The 16861-nt window shown below is 69.9% G+C and carries 15 protein-coding genes; 10 read left to right on the top strand and 5 right to left on the bottom strand.

The window, feature by feature from the left end:
• The 4 genes from ACFYWJ_RS29105 to ACFYWJ_RS29090 all read left to right on the top strand — a co-directional run bounded on the left by ACFYWJ_RS29105 (position 1) and on the right by ACFYWJ_RS29090 (position 6842).
• Positions 1 to 4209: a TIR domain-containing protein gene (locus tag ACFYWJ_RS29105; RefSeq protein ID WP_355278826.1), complete on the top strand. Its 4209-nt coding sequence runs from the start codon at positions 1 to 3 to the stop codon at positions 4207 to 4209.
• A 3-nt stretch (positions 4210 to 4212) separates the two neighbouring features.
• The gene (locus ACFYWJ_RS29100) at positions 4213 to 5097 is read left to right on the top strand and encodes a DUF4231 domain-containing protein (protein ID WP_355278828.1); all 885 of its coding nucleotides are present in this window, start codon (positions 4213 to 4215) and stop codon (positions 5095 to 5097) included.
• Between the two features lie 252 nt (positions 5098 to 5349).
• On the top strand, positions 5350 to 6576 hold the full coding sequence (locus tag ACFYWJ_RS29095; protein ID WP_355278830.1) for a serine hydrolase domain-containing protein: 1227 nt from the start codon (positions 5350 to 5352) through the stop codon (positions 6574 to 6576).
• 53 nt (positions 6577 to 6629) lie between these two features.
• The gene (locus tag ACFYWJ_RS29090) at positions 6630 to 6842 is read left to right on the top strand and encodes a TOBE domain-containing protein (protein WP_355278831.1); all 213 of its coding nucleotides are present in this window, start codon (positions 6630 to 6632) and stop codon (positions 6840 to 6842) included.
• A gap of 12 nt (positions 6843 to 6854) precedes the next feature.
• Here ACFYWJ_RS29090 and ACFYWJ_RS29085 read toward each other — a convergent pair whose 3' ends face one another.
• From ACFYWJ_RS29085 to ACFYWJ_RS29075, 3 genes are all read right to left on the bottom strand, one after another.
• Complete coding sequence (locus ACFYWJ_RS29085; RefSeq protein ID WP_355278834.1) at positions 6855 to 7721, bottom strand: alpha/beta hydrolase; 867 nt, start codon at positions 7719 to 7721, stop codon at positions 6855 to 6857.
• 69 nt (positions 7722 to 7790) lie between these two features.
• Positions 7791 to 8372 (bottom strand): NAD(P)H-dependent oxidoreductase, encoded by a 582-nt coding sequence (locus ACFYWJ_RS29080; protein WP_355278836.1) that lies wholly within the window; start codon positions 8370 to 8372, stop codon positions 7791 to 7793.
• The gene (locus ACFYWJ_RS29075; RefSeq protein ID WP_355278838.1) at positions 8372 to 9268 is read right to left on the bottom strand and encodes an alpha/beta hydrolase; all 897 of its coding nucleotides are present in this window, start codon (positions 9266 to 9268) and stop codon (positions 8372 to 8374) included. Before ACFYWJ_RS29075 ends, ACFYWJ_RS29080 begins: the two co-directional genes overlap by 1 nt.
• A gap of 109 nt (positions 9269 to 9377) precedes the next feature.
• On the opposite strand from ACFYWJ_RS29075, the gene ACFYWJ_RS29070 reads away from it, so the two are divergent.
• A complete protein-coding gene (locus ACFYWJ_RS29070) occupies positions 9378 to 12614 on the top strand; it encodes a BTAD domain-containing putative transcriptional regulator (RefSeq protein ID WP_355278841.1) in 3237 nt (1078 codons plus the stop codon).
• Between the two features lie 13 nt (positions 12615 to 12627).
• Here the strand turns inward: ACFYWJ_RS29070 and ACFYWJ_RS29065 are convergent, their stop codons facing one another.
• Entirely contained in the window at positions 12628 to 13521 is an 894-nt protein-coding gene (locus tag ACFYWJ_RS29065; protein ID WP_355278844.1) for a sterol desaturase family protein, read from the bottom strand.
• Between the two features lie 87 nt (positions 13522 to 13608).
• Here ACFYWJ_RS29065 and ACFYWJ_RS29060 point away from each other — a divergent pair, with 87 nt between their 5' ends.
• Positions 13609 to 14214, top strand: coding sequence for a TetR/AcrR family transcriptional regulator (locus ACFYWJ_RS29060; RefSeq protein ID WP_355278847.1), 606 nt, complete (start codon positions 13609 to 13611; stop codon positions 14212 to 14214).
• Between the two features lie 48 nt (positions 14215 to 14262).
• Here the strand turns inward: ACFYWJ_RS29060 and ACFYWJ_RS29055 are convergent, their stop codons facing one another.
• The gene (locus ACFYWJ_RS29055; protein WP_355278848.1) at positions 14263 to 14847 is read right to left on the bottom strand and encodes a TetR/AcrR family transcriptional regulator; all 585 of its coding nucleotides are present in this window, start codon (positions 14845 to 14847) and stop codon (positions 14263 to 14265) included.
• 76 nt (positions 14848 to 14923) lie between these two features.
• Between ACFYWJ_RS29055 and ACFYWJ_RS29050 the strand changes: the two genes are divergently transcribed.
• The 4 genes from ACFYWJ_RS29050 to ACFYWJ_RS29035 are packed head-to-tail and all read left to right on the top strand — an operon-like array spanning position 14924 to position 16857.
• Positions 14924 to 15316 (top strand): nuclear transport factor 2 family protein, encoded by a 393-nt coding sequence (locus tag ACFYWJ_RS29050; RefSeq protein ID WP_355278851.1) that lies wholly within the window; start codon positions 14924 to 14926, stop codon positions 15314 to 15316.
• Positions 15317 to 15333: 17 nt separating this feature from the next.
• Positions 15334 to 15813 carry a DUF1772 domain-containing protein gene (locus ACFYWJ_RS29045; protein ID WP_355278854.1) on the top strand — a complete coding sequence of 160 codons (480 nt, stop codon included), beginning with the start codon at positions 15334 to 15336 and terminating at the stop codon, positions 15811 to 15813.
• Between the two features lie 43 nt (positions 15814 to 15856).
• Positions 15857 to 16186 carry a metalloregulator ArsR/SmtB family transcription factor gene (locus tag ACFYWJ_RS29040; protein ID WP_355278857.1) on the top strand — a complete coding sequence of 110 codons (330 nt, stop codon included), beginning with the start codon at positions 15857 to 15859 and terminating at the stop codon, positions 16184 to 16186.
• Positions 16183 to 16857: a cation transporter gene (locus ACFYWJ_RS29035; RefSeq protein ID WP_387163116.1), complete on the top strand. Its 675-nt coding sequence runs from the start codon at positions 16183 to 16185 to the stop codon at positions 16855 to 16857. The genes ACFYWJ_RS29040 and ACFYWJ_RS29035 overlap by 4 nt, the downstream gene beginning before the upstream one ends.
• The last annotated feature ends 4 nt before the right edge of the window (positions 16858 to 16861 follow it).

Raw genomic sequence — 16861 nt, 5'->3', positions numbered from 1 at the left:
ATGGCCAGGCTGTTCCTCAGCCATTCGAGCCGGGACAGCCGCGAGGCGGTCGCGCTGCGGGCGTGGCTGATCGAGGCGGAGCCCGGTCTGGCAGGCGAGATCTTCCTCGATCTCGACCCGGACACCGGGATTCCGGCCGGCGTCCGATGGAAGGACGCGTTACGTCGGGCTGGTGATCGCTGCGAGGCGGTCATCTGCCTGTTGTCGAACAATTGGGACAATTCGCACGAGTGCAAGGTCGAATACCGCCAGGCCGAGTCGCTGAACAAGCCCATCTTCACGGTCCGGCTCGAACCGCTGACCGGGCGCGACATGACCAGCGAATGGCAGCGCTGCGACCTTTTCGGCGACGGACCGAAGACCGCGATCACCGTGAACGGGGACACGGTCGAGTTCCTGACCGAGGGGTTGCAACGGCTCCGGCACGGCCTGCGCGCCGCGGGCATCGGCGCCGACACCTTCGCCTGGCCACCGCCCGGCGACCCCGGCCGCGCGCCGTTCCGCGGCTGGGAACCACTCGAATCGATAGACGCCGCAGTGTATTTCGGCCGCGACGCGCAGATCGGGCGGGCGATGGACACGGTGCGCGGACTGCGTAGCCTCGGCGGGGGTCATCTGTTCGTCGTCCTCGGTCCGTCCGGTGTGGGCAAGTCGTCGTTCGTGCGCGCCGGGCTGCTGCCGCGGCTGACCCGCGACGACCGCCACTTCCGCACGATGGGAATCGTTCGCCCGCACCGCAAAGCGCTCACCGGTGACGCCGGCTTCGCCCGGTCGATCCACACGCTGCGCGTCGACGTCGGGCTGCGCAGACCCGGACTCACCGAGATCGAGGACGGCATCCGCGATATCGAGCAGGTCAGGGCCTGGCTGATCGAAGCGCAGCGGGCCGCGCGCGACCGCGTCCTCGACCCCGACAGCGACGACCCGGCGCCGACGCTGATCCTGCCCATCGACCAGGCCGAGGAATTGTTCGGACCCGAGGCGGGTGAACAGGCGGGCGTGCTGCTCACCCTGCTCGGCGGCCTGCTCGACCGCGATCGCGGCATATCGATGATCGCGATCGCGACCATCCGCTCCGACCGCTACGAACCGCTGCAGACCGCGCCCATGCTCGCCTCGGTCGCGGTGCGGCCGTTCGACGATTTGAAACCGATGCCGCAGGCGCAGTTCAAGGAGGTCATCGTCGGGCCGGTGCGGCGGGCGCGGGAAGCGGGCGCGGAACTGTCGTTCGCGCCGGACCTGGTCGAACGCCTGCTCGACGACTGGTCGCGCGGCGCCGATACCCTGCCGTTGCTCTCGCTCACCCTCGCCCGGCTGTATCAGGACTACGGCGACGGTGAGATCACCCTCGCGCACTACGAATCCCTCGGCGGACTACGCCGCGTGGTGCAGCGTGAGGTCGACGAACTGCTGGACGACGATCCCGAGGTCAGAGCCGATCAGCTGGCGATCCTGCGCCGGGCGTTCGTGCCGTGGCTGGCCACCATCAACTCCGGCACCGACCAGCCGATGCGCCGACCGGCCCGCTGGTTCGACTTGCCGCCGGAGAGTCATCCGCTGCTCGAGCGGTTCGTCGCCCGCAGGCTGCTGGTCAAGGACGAACGTGACGGCGCGATCGTCGTCGAAGTCGCGTTGGAAAGCTTGCTACGCCAATGGGATACGCTCGCCGACTGGTTGCGTGTCGAGGCCGCCGATCTCGAGGCCGCCGACAATCTCGAGCGGGCAGCGCAGGCGTGGGAGCAGAACGGGCGCCGCGAGGAATGGTTGCTGTCGGGCTCTCGGCTCTCCGACGCCGAATCGCTCGCCGCCGCACCGGGATTTCGTGAGCGGCTCAATCCCGTCCGGGGTCTGCTGCTGGCATCCCGGCAGGCCGAGGACGAGCGGGTCGACGAGGAACGTCGGCATCGGGAGGAGGAGTTGCGGGCCGCGCGGGAACGGCAGGAGGCGGCGGAGACCTTGGCGGCCACCGAGAGCCGGGCCAAGGAGGATGCGCAGCGGAGCGCGGTGGCGTTGCATCGGCGGTCGCGAATTCTGCGGGCGGCGCTGGTGTTGACGATGGTCGCGGCGTTGGTCGCGGGGTTTCTGTGGGTGCGTGCTGATCGGGCGCAGGAGCGGGCTGTCGCCCAGAGCCGTCGGGCCTCCGTATTGGCGTTGTCGGCGAATTCACAGCTCATGCTTTCGGGGAGATGGCCGGGCAAGAGCAACGACATTCTGGGAATGCAGATGGCAATCGCCGCGTACCGCATTCCGGCCGAAATTCCGCGGGAATTCGCCCTTCTCAACGCCGTTCATCAACAAGGCAAACTCCGAAAGATCGCCTATATGGGTAGCGTCGAGGTCGCCGACGTCGCCTATAGCCCGGATGGGAAAACGATCGCGGTGGCGGGCGGTACCGAGATCCAACTCCTCGACTCCGCTACCTGGAAGCGGATCGGTGCGTTGATGACGGGGCACACTGCCGAGGTGACACGCATCGCGTTCAGTCCGGACGGAAGCGTTCTCGTATCCGCGGGCGCGGACGGGACGGTGCGCCTGTGGGATGCAGGATCTCAGCAGCAGGTCGGTGCCGAAATGCACGGCCACGCAGGACGCGTGACAGGAGTCGACTTCAGCCCGGACGGCCAGTTCGTCGTTTCGGCGGGCGCGGACAAATCCGTCTTGCTCTGGAGTGTCGACACGCATCGGCAGGTCGGTGCGATGACCGGACACACCATGCCGGTGATCTCGGTGGCGTTCGGCGGAAACGGGCTCATCGCTTCGGGTGATTTCGGCGGCACCATCCGTTTGTGGGACGCCCGATCCGGGCTGCCCTCGGGCGAGCCGCTGACCGTGTACACCGCCAGCGCGGTGAACCACCTCGCCTTCGATCACAGCGGGGACCGGCTCGTGGTTGCGGGATTCGATATCCAGCAGTGGGATACCAAGACCCGCCAGTTGATCGGTGAGCCGTCACAGGGCCACTCCGCAGCTGTCGAATACGTCGCGTACAGCCGGGACGGGGCGGAAATCATCTCGGCAAGTGATGACAAGACGATCCGATTGTGGGATGCCGCGACAGGCCAACCCCTGGGTGAGCCACTGGAAGGACACGAACTCGTCGTGTCCAGCGTCGCGTTGCACCCGGACGCCGGGCGAGTCCTGTCCGGCAGTCTGGATTCGACTGTCCGCGAATGGGATCTGGGCGGCGAGCGGCCTATACACCACGGCGCCATGGTTTTAGGCGCGGACGTGAGCTCGAGCGGCAGGCGCATCGTCTCGGGGGCCACGGATGGCACCATCCGGCAGTGGGACTCCACCACCGGTGCACAGATCGGTCCCGTGATCCACGGCGAACCCGGCATCTTCCAGTCGGCGGAATACACAGCCGATGGAACGCAGGTGGTATCTTTCGGATTCAGCCCCGAGTCCATCACCATGACCGATATTCGGTCCTGGGACGCCGCATCGGGCACCCCGATCAGGCCACCGATCTCGCTGCCACCGAGCACTACGGCGCTTGCCTTCGATCCCGGGTGGCGCAGGGTGGTGACCAGAGTCGGCGGCGACGCCCAGATCTACGACATGGCGACCATGCGGCCGATCGGACCGGAGCTTCGCCATGACAAGGCCACCGTGCGGACATTGTCGATCGATGATGCCGGACGGCGCGTCGCCACCGGCGCCGCCGACTACTCGGTGCGGTTGTGGGATGCGGACAGCGGCGAGCCGGTGGGCGAGCCGATGGTCGGCGAGGCCTGGGTCAAAAGCACGACCTTCAGCCCTGACGGTCGTCTGCTCGCTGTTGGCTACGAAGACAAGTCGGTTCGTCTCTGGGATACCGAGACCGGCAAGCAAATCGGGAAGGCACTGTGGCAGGACGGTCCTGCGGGCCTGATGCGGTTCGCTCCGAACGGCCGTGCGCTCGTCACGGCCGGCATCGACAACCGATTGCGACTGTGGGATGTGGCGACACAACAGCAGATCGGCCCGGCCTTCGTCGGTCACGGTGCCCCCATCACCTCGGTCGACTTCACACCCGACGGTGCACGGATCATGTCCGCCAGTGTGGACAAGACCATCCGGATGTGGTCGGTTCCGACCGCCTCGCCCGAGCAACTCTGCGCCAAGATGACGCACAACATGAGCCGCGAGATGTGGCGGATCTGGGTGTCCCCGGAAATCGACTACATCGAACTGTGCGAGGGATTGCCGATCGCGGGGGAGGAATAGCCGATGACCGACGAGCTCTTGAATACCCTCTGGCAGCGGCGAACCCGCTGGTCCCTGACCGCCACCCACCTCAAGCGCCGCCTCGACCGAACCCGCCTCGCGGTCCTCCTCCTCGGCAGCTGGGGCGCGATCGCCACGGCCTCGACCACGACGATCCTCCGCTCGGCGGGCATTCCGACCCGCATCGTGGCCCTCTCCGGCGCGGTGGCGCTGGCGGTGGCGACCTTCCTCACCGCCCAGTACCTCACCGCCGAATCGACCCGCCGATGGACCAGAGCCAGGGCGGTCTCCGAAGGCATCAAGCAGCGAATTCTCGCGTACTGCGCCACCGGGTATCCGGAACAGCCGGGGCAATTGCAGGCCGATATCGCCGGGATCGAGCAGGCGGCCGACGACTTGCGTCCGCTGCTCGCGCCCGCCGATACGACCGTGCGGGCGCCGCGCCCGATGCGCCCCGAGGAATACGTCCACGACCGGGTGCAGGCCCAGATCGACGACTACTACCTGCCGACCGCCCACCGCTACAGCGCCCGCGCGGCCGGGCTGCGGCGTGCCGCCATCGGCCTCGGCCTCGCGGCCACGATCGTCGCCGCGATCAATACCGGTGTCGGCGCGGAGGCGGCGGGGCGGATCGCGCCCTGGGTGGCCGTGATGACCACGCTGAGCGGCTCGCTGCTGGCCTATCTCGCGGCCAAGCGATACGACTTCCTGGTGATGACCTACCTCGCCACCGCGGACCGCCTGCACCGGCGCCTCGACCGGTGGCGGGCCGACGGATCACCCACCGACCGGGACCGGTGGGGGGAATTCGTGGCGGACTGCGAGAACACCATCTCGCTGGAGAATGCCAGCTGGATGGCCAAGTGGAGCGAGCGCGCAGAAGCGTGATCGAGAGCGGCTCCGGGCGGTAGCAGACTCGCTCGACCTACGGCGTGTTCCGTGGCCGCAGGCGACTAGTTGGTCGTCTGAGACAAATTTCGCCGGGGAATTTCTCCGTTCGAGAGGAATGTGCGCGGACGGGTCTCGAACAGGCCTCGCGGTCTCGAAATGCCTGTTGATCTCGGGTAACGTAAACCCTCCGACTGATTGCGGACGGTGATCCGGAATTCGTCTGTCAATGGTGACATGTGAGGTTTTCTAATGCTTGGAGCATCGTCTCGTCCGGGGCCGCCGACCACCGCGATTCGCGGTAGTGCCGCACCCCAGTTCCGGGAAGCCATCGATCGGTTCGGGCGGTTGTTCGACGGTGGGCGAGGCGGCGGTGCGCTGGCGGTCTATCAGCACGGGCGGCCGGTTGTCGATGTGTGGACCGGGTACGCGGACGCCATCGGTGCGATGCCGTGGCAGGAGCACACCGCGGCGCTGTCGTACTCGACGTCGAAGGGCGTCACCTCGACGGTGCTGCATGTGCTGGCCGAACGCGGGCTCGTCGATTACCAGGCGCCGGTCGCGGAGTACTGGCCGGAATTCGGTGTGAACGGCAAAGCGCGGATCACCGTCGCGGAGGCGATGAGTCATCGGGCCGGGCTGTCGCGGATCGGCGTCTTCGCCCACACCGCCGACGACCTCGCCGACCACCGGCTGATCGAGGAACGCCTCGCCGCCGCGGCACCGGACCGATTCCGCGGAATCCCTGCCTACCACGCGATTTCGTACGGAACCATCATCGCGGGAATCGCCAGGGCGGTCACCGGCAAGAGCATGGGCGAGCTGTATCGAACCGAGCTGGCCGAACCGCTCGGGGTGGACGGACTGCACCTCGGGGCTCCCGGTCCCGGCGCACGGGCCACGGTGGCGGCGACACACGGATCGACCACTCCGCTCGGAATTCCCCAGGCCGAGATGATGATCCGGCTCGCCGCGCGAACCCCGGTCCCCGGCGCGGGCTTCCTGCGGTCGATCTACACCGAGGGCATCGACCGCCTGGCCCACGGCGCCGACCCGGCCATCCTGCGCGGTGAACTCCCCGGCGCGAACGGGGTGTTCACCGCGCGCTCCCTGGCCGCCGTCTACAACGCGATCGCCACCGAATCGCCCCTGTTCTCGCGACAGCGGGTGCGCGCCATGGCACGCCTGCAATCGGTGCTGCCCGACCGCAACCTGCTGCTGCCGATGGGCTGGCGGCTCGGCTACCACTCGATGCCGGTGCCGGGTGCGCGAAACGCGTTCGGGCACATCGGCTTCGTCGGCTCCGGCGGCTGGGCCGATCCCGCCTCGGGACTGGCCGTCGGGTTCGTGCACAACTGGGCGCCGGAGGCGCTGCTGCTGCCGCGGGATCAGTTCGTCCTGCTCGGCCTGCTGGCCGCGGTGGTGCGCGGCGCTGGCGCGGAAGCGGGCGATCCGGTCGAGCTGCCGCTGGCGGTCTGACCTCCGACGCGTGTCGACGGGAAACCGCGGGTGATCGATCTAGGCTGCGGTGCATGCGACTGAGCACACGGAATCAACTCGACGGCACGGTGGTCTCGGTGACGCGCGGGGAGGCGATGGCGGTGGTGCGGGTGCGCCTCGCCGGTGGCGACGAGATCACCTCGTCGATCACCCGGGACGCCGTCGACGATCTCGGGCTGGCCGAGGGGTCGGTGGTGAAGGTGCTGATCAAGTCGACCGAGGTGACGCTGGGGATCGAAGAATGATCGGCGGCGCGGTCAGCTGTCCGGCTGCTGTGCCACGAGGGCGGTGCGCACACGGTCCCAGGTGATAGCCGGGAGCTCGTGGCCGATGCCGTCCAGGGGGAGCAGTTCGGCGCCGGGGATCTCCCGGGCGAGGGCGAGGGCGTTGCCGTAGGGGAAGAAGGGATCGTCGGTGCCGTGGACGACGAGGGTCGGCGCGGTGATCTCGCCCAGTCGCTCGCGCCAGCGGTCGCCGGAGTCGACGTAGGCCAGGTTGAGGACGCTGGCGGACATATCGGTCGTGCGGTCGACCATCCGGGTCGCGTGCAGCCGTGCCGTCGGTTCGTCGAATCCGTGGGTGCCTGCCAGTACCCGGGCCTGTTCTACGCGGTAGTCGATCACCGACGCTCGGTCGGACCAGTCCGGGGGCGCGGTCCTGGTGAAGAACGCCATGACCCGGTCGGCATGTTCGGGCAGGTCCGGGTCGACGGGGCCGGGCGCGGTCGGGCGGGTGTTGATCAGGGCCAGGGCGGATACCCGGTCGGGGTGGTCGAGGGCGGCGAGCTGACAGATCCACCCGGCCACGGAGCAGCCGACGAGCTGGGCCCGCGGCAGGTCGAGGGCGTCCAACAGGCCGATGAGGTCGGCGACCAGGTCGCGGAGGGTGTAGCCGGGGGCGCCGGTCGGGTAGGCGGTCGACCGGCCGGTGTCGCGGATGTCGTAGCGCAGGACGAACCGGCCCGCGTCGGCCAGCTGTTCGCACCAGGAGTCTTCCCAGAACAGCCGCGCGGTGCACGGCAGCACGATCGCGGGGTGCCGCCGGTCACCGAAGGTGGTCACACACAGGTCGGCATCGCCGACGGCGACCAGCCGCTCGGGTGACTGTCGGACGGAAGATGGCATGACGACTCCTCTGCTGATTGCGTCTCCCTGGAACAGACGGCTCCCACCCCCGGAATTCATCGGTGTTCGTCACGGTACGAACGGGGCGGCGGTGCGGGCGGTGCGCAGGGCGGTGGCCCACCAGGTGAGCTGGTCGAGGGTGGACTCGACGGTGTCGTCGAGTTCGGCGTCGCGGCGGGGCCAGGAGCCGTCGACGGCGAAGCGCTGCCAGGCTTTCGTGATGGTGACGGTGCGGCGGATCGGGACGGCGTTGAGTTCGCCGAAGACCTGCCGGAGCTGCGCGGCGCCGTGGCCGCCCTCCACGTCGCGGCAGTAGGTGACGACGCAAACCGGCTTGGCGGCCCATTCGGTGTCGAACCAGTCGATCGCGTTCTTCACCGCGGCCGGGAAGCTGCGGTTGTACTCGGGGGTGACGATCACGAACGCGTCGGCGGCCGCGAGCCGGGAACCCAACGCGCGCACCGGGTCCGGATGTTCTTCATCGAAGTCGGGGAGCTGGTGCGGGAGCGCGGCGGTGGACAGGTCGATCCGGTCGAGGCACAGGTCACGGCGGCGGGCGAGGCGACCGGCGAACCAGTCGGCCACCAGCGGACCGAAACGGCCTGTGCGGGTGGACCCGACGATCAGGGCCACCCGCATCGGCTCGTGCATCAGGCGTCCTTGACGGGCGCGTCGAGGAAGGCCGGGATCATCGGCAGCAGCAGCTCGGGGCGATGCGGCGCGGTGATGTGGGAGGTGCCGGGCAGGATCGCGAGCTGGGCGTTGGGCAGGCCGGCGGGCGTGTCGCCCATGATGCCGCCGCCGAAGAGCCGGAACATCTCCACGGCGTGCTCGGGCCGGACGATGTCGGAGTCGCCGATCACGGTCAGTGTCGGGGCCGTGATCGTGCGGGCGGCCTCAGGGGAGACCGACGGCATGCCGTTGACGTCGTGGTCGATCACCCGGGCCACCAGCTGGGGGAAGTCCTCCGGGCGCGGCGCGTTGGCCAGGTAGTCGGTGTGGAAGGTGGAGCCGTGCAGGTGCTCGGGCTTCAGTTCGTCCATTCCTTCCATCAGGCCGGGGTGCATGGCCTCGGCGCCGAGTCCGCCGGAGAGCAGGATCTGCTTGCGCACCAGGTCCGGGTGGCGCAGCGTGATGTCGAGCGCGACGCCGGCGCCCATGCTGTAGCCGAGCAGGTCGACGCGCCGGATCCCGAGCTGACCGAGCAGCGCGACGGTGTCGTCGGCCATCTGCGGCGTCCGCAGCGGGCGGTCGATATCGGCGGTGCGGCCGTGCGCCTGCTGTTCGATCGCGATCACCTCGCGAGTCTTCGACAGCTCGGGGATCAGCTCGGCGAAGTCGGTGCCGATGCCGGAGAGCGCGCCGTGCAGCAGCACCAGCGGCGGCTGCTCGGTGGCGACGCCGTGGCGCTCGTAGTACATGCGCAGGCCGTTGACCTCGGCGTAGGCGCCGGGCGACGCTGGCGCGGTGGCCTGGTCGGAGCCGCAGGCGGTGAGCAGCGCGGTGGCGGCGATCCCGGCGATCAGGGCGAGGGCGGTGAGTTTCATGTCGTTCTCCTGTGGGGTGTCGATCTCGTTGGGACCACAGTGCGCCCGGGGCCTTCCGGTTTGTTTACGGTCGGATTCCGGTGCGCCCGGAACCCGCTAGGGTGCGGTTATGCGTTTCGGTGTGCTCGGTCCGCTGACGGTGTGGACCGACGGTGGTGACGTCGTCGCGGTTCCCGGGACCAAGGTCAGGGCCCTGCTGGCCGATCTGCTGCTCGCCGCCGGTCAGCCGGTGTCGGCCGACCGGCTGATCGATGACATCTGGGGCGAGGACCCGCCCGGCAACCCCGCGGGCACCCTCGCCGCCAAGGCCTCGCAACTGCGCCGCGCGCTCGAGGACGCCGAACCCGGCAGCCGCGATCTGGTGGTGTCGCCGCCACCCGGATACCGCCTGGCCACCACCGCGGTCGACGCGCTGCGGTTCCGGGCACTGCTGGCCGAAGCGCGCACGCACACCGACACCGGGCCGCGGATCGCGACGCTGACCGAGGCGCTGGGACTGTGGCGCGGACCGGCTTTCGACGACTTCCGCGACGCGGAGTTCACCCGCTCGGCCGTCGCCCAGCTGGAGGAACTGCGCCTGGTCGCGGTCGAGGAGCTGGCCGAGGCCCGGCTCGCCGAGGGCGAATACGGTGCGGTGGTCGGGGAACTCACCCGCTTCGTCGCGGAACACCCACTGCGGGAACGGCTGCGCGCGGCCCAGCTGCGGGCACTGTACGGCGCGGGCAGGCAGGCCGACGCGCTCGACAGCTACGAGGACCTGCGCAGGCAACTCGCCGACGAACTGGGGTTGGACCCGAGCCCGGAACTGGTCGACCTGCACCGGTCGATCCTCGGCCAGGACCCCGGCCTGGTGGTCACCCGCCCGCGGGCCGTCGTCCGCAGGCGCACGACCAACATCCCCGCGCCGCGCACCGAATTGATCGGCCGGGCAGCCGATCTCGACGCGCTGAGCCGGGCTGTCGACGGCTCCCGGCTGGTCACCCTGATCGGTCCGGGTGGCGTCGGCAAGACCCGCCTCGCCACGGCGACGGCGGCGAGCCGTGCCGAGCAGTATCCGCACGGAACCTGGCTCGTCGAGCTCGCGCCGCTGGCCTCGGCCACCACCGACGCCGATCGCGTCGCCGATACCGTGGCGCAGGTCGTCGGCATGCGGCTCGAGGACGGCGCAGGCTCGGCGATCGCGCTGGGGGAGGCACTGGCCGAGCAGGACCTGCTGCTGGTGCTGGACAACTGCGAACACATCGTCGAGCAGGTGGCCGACCTCACCGAGGCCCTGCTCGGCGCCGCCCCGCGGCTGCGCATCCTGGCGACCAGCCGCGAACAACTGCGCCTGGCGGGCGAGGACGTCGTCACCGTCGAACCGCTCACCGTGCCGTCGCCCGGCAGCGACGTGACCGCGATCGCCGAGTCGAACGCGGTGCGGCTGTTCGTGACTCGCGCGCAGGCCGGTGCCAGGGAGTTCGCGCTCGACGCCGGGAACGCCGACGCGGTCGCCACCCTGTGCCGCAGGCTCGACGGCATCCCGCTGGCCCTGGAACTGGCCGCCACCAGGGTGCGCGCCCTCGGCGTGCACGAGATGGTGGCCCGGCTCGACGACCGGTTCCGGTTGCTGGCGACCGGGCATCGTGGCGCTCCGCCGCGTCAGCAGACCCTCGCCGCCATGATCGATTGGAGCTGGGGGCTGCTCGACGAGGACGAGCGAGTCGTGCTGCGCCGCTTGGCCGTCCACGCGGGCGGGTGCACGCTCGACGCGGCCTTGTCCGTGTGCGCCGCCGAGGTCGACGGCGCTCCGGCACCGGTCGCGCCCGCGCTGATCGCCGATGTGATCGCGCGGCTGGTGGACCGATCGCTGGTCCAGCAGAGTGGTCGCCGGTATCGGCTGCTGGAGTCGGTGGCCGCGTTCAGCCTGGACCGGCTGGCCGAAGCGGGCGAGGACGTCGCGGTGCGCCGGGCGCATCACGCGTACTACCTCGCGCTGGCCGAGCGCGCCGCGCCGGAGCTCTATGGCGCCGACCAGCACCGATGGTTGGTGCAGCTCGACAGCGAGGACGCGAATCTGCGGATGGCGCTGGACGACGCGCTGCGCGAGGGCGATGCCGACACCGCGCTCCGGCTGACCGATGCGCTGGCGTGGTACTGGCTGCTGCGCGGCAGGCTCGGCCTCGCCCGCCGCTGGTTCGACGCGGTACTCGCGCTGGGCGGCACCGCGCGTCGTCGGGCGCCGGTCGCGGCGTGGCAGCTCACCGCCGCCTTCCAGCAGGGCGACTTCACCGACGCGAGCGCGCGCCGCGCCGCGGTGTCGGCGGGGCTCGCGGAACTCGACGACCCGGCCGTGCGGGTGCGGGCCGAAGTCGTCCTGCTGATCTCGGCGCTGGACGCGGGCGCCGACCAGGACCTGGAAACCTCGGTGCGCGAACTGCTCTCGCAGTGCCGGGACCTCGGTGATCGCTGGAGTGTCGCGACCATCCAGGTCGCCCTGGCGAAGTCCGCGCACAGCCGAGCCGACGTGGCGGCCCTGGACCGCTACGCGAAGGAAGGGGCGCGGCTGTTCGCCGAGCTCGGCGATCGGTGGGGCAGGTTGCAGGCCGCGGAGTGGCTCGGCGGCCTGGCCGAGCTGACCGGCGATCTGGCCGGTGCCGCCGAGATCCATCGGGAAGCCCTGGTGCTGGCAAGGGAATTGGAACTGTGGGGGCAGGCGGCCTCGCATCTGTGCTGGCTCGGCTGGATCGCCATGCAGCACACCGAGTTCGACGCCGCCCGGGAGTTCGCCGAGCAGGCCATGGTGCTCGCCGCCGAACAGGGTGACGGCGCGGGCCGGTTGTTCGCCTCGATCGTGCTGGCCTTCACCGCGCGCCGCGACGATCGGCCCGACGAGGCGGAGCGGCTGCTGCGCGCCCTGCTCGCCGACGCCGCCACCGACCCCACTGCCGAGGAGGAGATCCCGCTGTTCGTCCCGATGCTCCAGGTCGAGCTGGGCTATCTGCTGGAACAGCGTGGCGAACCCGCCGCGGGCCTGACCGAACACCTGCGTGCCTTCGACGGCTCCCAGCGCATGGATGCCCCCCGCGACGCCGCGTTCGCCCTCGGCGGCGCGGCCGCCGCCACCGCCGCCCTGGGCGAATTCGACACCGCCGCCCGCCTGCTCGGCGCCGCCCAAGCCTTGCGCGCCGGCACCGGCATGCCCCTGCTCCCCGCCGAGCAACCCGACGTCGACCGCGCCACCGCCGTGGTCCGCACCGGCTTGGGTGCGGCCGAGTTCACCGCCGCCCACACCGCGGGCCTCGACCTGACCGCCACCGCGGCGCGTGAACTGCTCGACGTCGTCGCGGCGTCCCGCGCTGGCTAGTGGCCCACCGAACTCAGGCCGCCTGCTTCGTTTCGGCGATATCGGATCGCTGATCCGCGGGCTGCCAGCCGGGTGGCGCGAACACGTACCCGAGCCGGTCGCGCCATCGGGTCGCGGCGCGGACGTCGCGGATGATGTTGCCGTATTCGTGGTACTGGAGGCGGAGCAGGTTGTAGGTGCCGACCGGGGTGGTGAGTCCGTAGGACGGGGTGTGCAGTTCCGGTTGGAAGGTGCCGAACATCCGGTCCCAGACGATCAGGATGCCGCCGTAGTTGCGGTCCAGGTATTCCGGGTCGCTGCCGTGGTGGACCCGGTGATGGGACGGTGTGTTGAAGACGAATTCGACCGGGCGCCACAGCTTGCCGATCGTCTCGGTGTGGGTGAAGAACTGGTAGATGAGGTTCAGCGCGAAGGCGACGTAGATGGTCCACGGCGCGAAGCCCAGCAGCGGGAGCGGCGCCCAGAAGATGGCCTCCGACCAGGGATTCCATTTCTGCCGCAGCGCCGTGCCGAGGTTGAAGTACTCGCTGGAGTGATGCGCCTGGTGCGCGGCCCAGCCGATGCGCACGCGGTGTGAGAACCGGTGATTGCAGTACCAGGCGAGGTCGACGACGAGCATCAGCACCGGCCAGTACCACCACGCGGTGGTCGGGAGATGCCAGGGCGCCAGCTCGGTCCACAGGATCACGAACAGGATCAGGGTGAGCAGTTTGAACAGCGCCATCGCGCCCAGCGCGCCGAAACCCATGCTGAGGCTGGTGCGGGTGTCGATCGGCGAGTACGCGCGCGGGCCGGCGTCGGCGCTCGCGTGCCGCAGGCTCACCGCCTCGATCGCGATGAAGACGATGAAGAACGGGACTGCGTAGAGCAGGGGGTTGTTGATGTGGTCCCAGACCGCGGAGAACATACCGGCTCCTAATATAGACGTAGAAGTAATTTACTAAGTGGTCAATTCGGAGTCAATGGCTGTCCCCGGCGATGGTTGGATGGGGGAGTGAGCACCGCCGGAACCAAGGGCGTCCCCCGCGCCGAGCGTGAACAGCTGATCCTCGACGCCGCCGTGGCCGAGATCGGCCGGGTCGGCTACGCCGGGCTCGGGCTCACCGCTGTCGCCCAGCGTGCCGGCGTGTCCAAGCCGCTGGTCTACACCTTCTTCCGATCCAGGGACGAGGTGTATATCGCGTGTGTGACGCGCGCCGCCGCCCTCCTGCACGAGGCGATCGAGTCGGCCATCACCGCCGGTGACGACCTGTCGATGGCTCGACGGACTCTCGACGCGATCTTCGCCGCACTCGAGCCACGCCCGCTCGACTGGAGCGTCGTGTTCGATCGATCCCATCCGGAGGACGGCGAGGCCGCCGACGCCGCCCGCGCGGCCCGGCGGGGGATCGCGGCTCAGGCGGCGAGGGGAGTCGCGGATGTCCTCGGCACGGTCGAGCTCACCGATCCCGCGGATCTGTCGGCGCTGACCGATGTCTGGATGGGCTCGGTGACCTCACTGATCCAGTGGTGGCTGCGGCACCCCGATCAGTCCGCCGCGCAGATGAGCGCGCGCAGCCATCGCCTGATCGAGGCGCTGGTCGCCGCCGTCACCCGCTGAGCGGCACCCGGTCCCGCGCCGGGAATGTCGCGGGTGGGCCGGATCGCCTCACGTCTGGTCGACGCCGCCGACGAGGCGGAGCACGCTGTCGCGCAACACGATCTGGGCCTCGGGCTGGGTCATCCGGCCCGCTCTGACCTCGTCGCCCGCCGCGTGGCTGACCGCGACGATCGCCGTGACCAGCCACTCGGGGGTGACGGCGTCGGTGAATTCGCCTGCCTGCTGACCGCGGGTGACGAGGCGGAGCAGGCGGTGGTTGATGGGGAGCTGGCGGTCCTCGTCGCGTTGCCGGGCGAACGCGCCCACGTGGTGGGCCAGCGGGGAGACGCGGAAGAACTGCCAGCCGACGTCGAGCATCCGGAGCAGGGCGGCGGTGGCCGGGCCGCTGTCGAGGTCCGCGGCGCGCATGGCTTCGGCGGCCCGGGTGGTGGTGCGCTCGACGACCGCGTTGATCAGGTCGTCGCGCGAGGCGAAGTGGGCGTAGACGGTCTGGCGGGTCACCCCCGCCTCGGCGGCGATGGCGGCCATGCCGGCGTCCGGCTGGGTGGCGAGCAGCCGGGTGGCGGCGTCGAGGACGGCCGCCCGGCTGCGGGTGGCGTCGGCGCGCCGCTTCGGTTCCCGTGATCCGGTCAAATCTTACACCCTTGTCAAAGTTATCCGATCGAGCTTAACCTTTACATCGCTGTAAGAATTCTACGACTGGAGTGTCATGGATCCCGCATCCCCCCGCTCGCCCGAGCGGTTCATCGCCGACTTCTTCACCGAATTCACCGCCGCGGCCCTCGCGGCCGACGCCGATCCGGCCGAGGTGGTCGACCGGTTCCACGCGCCCGAGGTGGTCCAGATCGCCGACGGGATCCGGCTCGACCGTGACCGGCTCGTCGCGCACCTGCGTCCCATGCGAAAGAACCTGCGCGACTATCGCTTCGAGGTGCACGAGGTGATCGCCGACGGTGCCAGGATGGCCGCCCGCCTGACCATCCACGCCACGATGCGCACGACGGGGACCGTGGCCACCGAGGTCTTCCTGTTCGGCGAGTTCACGCCGGACGGCAAGCTCCGGCGCGCCGACCAGCTCACCCGCCCCGTCGCGGCTGCGTGATCGGCCGAGGAGAACCCGTGCTCATCCGCTCGCTCGCCCTGTTCACGACCGGCCTGCTCGCCGGCGCCTTCGGCTACGGCGCCGCCAATCTGGTCCCGACCTTCCATCGCGTCCCGCTGCGGATGCGCCTGGAGTTCCATACCGAACTCATGCAGAACAACAGCATCAGCATGCAGGCCACCATGGCCGCCGCGGCGCTGAGCTGTCTGGTTCTCGCGGTGCTGTCCTCGGGGCGGCGCCGGGTCGTCGCCGCGGTCGCCACCGGGCTGGTGGTCGCCTCGTTCCTGATCACCCGCCTGGGCAATGTGCCGATCAATCACCGGATCAACCAGTGGGTGATCGACGGGCCGCCGGCCGACTACGCCGCGATCCTCACCCGATGGGATCTGTTCCATTTCCTGCGCACCGGAACGGCTTTCGCGGCGTTTGCCCTGGTCATCGCGCTGGTCGTGGGGCTGTGGCAGTCGGCCGATGGACGCGCCGACCGGCCGGATTGATACATACTTTTCTGAATACAGAATCAGCTGTACTATTCGGAGCATGAGCACCGCGATGCACGGCGACGCGCTGTCCCGCTTCGGCTACGCCCTGTCGGACCCGACCCGGACGCGCATCCTGCTGAGCCTGCGCTCCGCGCCCGGGTATCCGTCGGAGCTGGCCGACCAGATCGGGGTGTCGCGGCAGATCCTGTCGAACCACCTGGCCTGCCTGCGCGGCTGCGGGCTGGTCGTCGCCGTGCCCGAGGGCAGGCGCAGCCGCTACGAACTGGCCGATCCGCGCATCGGGCGCGCCCTCGACGACCTGGTCGGGCTCGTGCTCGCGGTCGACCCGGCCTGCTGCCCGGCAGCCGCTACGCAGGACTGCTGCTGATGGCCGATCTCGGTGTGCCGCTGCTGCTTCCGGACCGGCGCCGGGTGCTCGCGACCCGGATCCGCCGGCTGGTCGCGGCGACGATCACCTACAACGTGGTCGAGGCGAGCATCGCGCTGGCCGAAGGCACGCGGGTGTCCTCGGCAGCGCTGATCGGGTTCGGGCTCGATTCGGTGCTCGAGGTGTCGTCCGCGGCGGCGGTGGCCTGGCAGTTCGCCGGCCGGGATCCGCACGCGCGGGAGCGGGTCGCCCTGCGGATCATCGCGTTCTCGTTCTTCGGCCTGGCCGCCTATGTCACCGTCGACGCCGTCCGCGCGCTGACCGGCGCGGACGACGCGCGGCACTCACCGGTCGGCATCGCCTTGGCGGCGCTGAGCCTGGTGATCATGCCGGTGCTGTCGACCGCGCAGCGCCGGGCGGGCCGCGAACTCGGGTCGGCCTCGGCGGTGGCCGATTCCCGGCAGACCATGCTGTGCACCTATCTGTCCGCGGTGCTGCTGGTCGGGCTGGTGCTCAACGCGTTGCTCGGCTGGTCGTGGGCCGACCCGATCGCCGCGCTCGTGATCGCGGTCATCGCCGTCAAGGAAGGGCGCAATGCCTGGCGGGGCGACACCTGTTGTCCGGCACCGCCGCTCGGCGCGGTCGCGACCCGCGACTGCTGCGATGGATGAGAAA

Source organism: Nocardia sp. NPDC003269 (assembly GCF_042888005.1).
Classification (GTDB): Bacteria; Actinomycetota; Actinomycetes; order Mycobacteriales; family Mycobacteriaceae; genus Nocardia.
The sequence above is the reverse complement of the archived record's forward strand: the minus strand, read 5'-3'. Positions and strand labels throughout refer to the sequence as shown.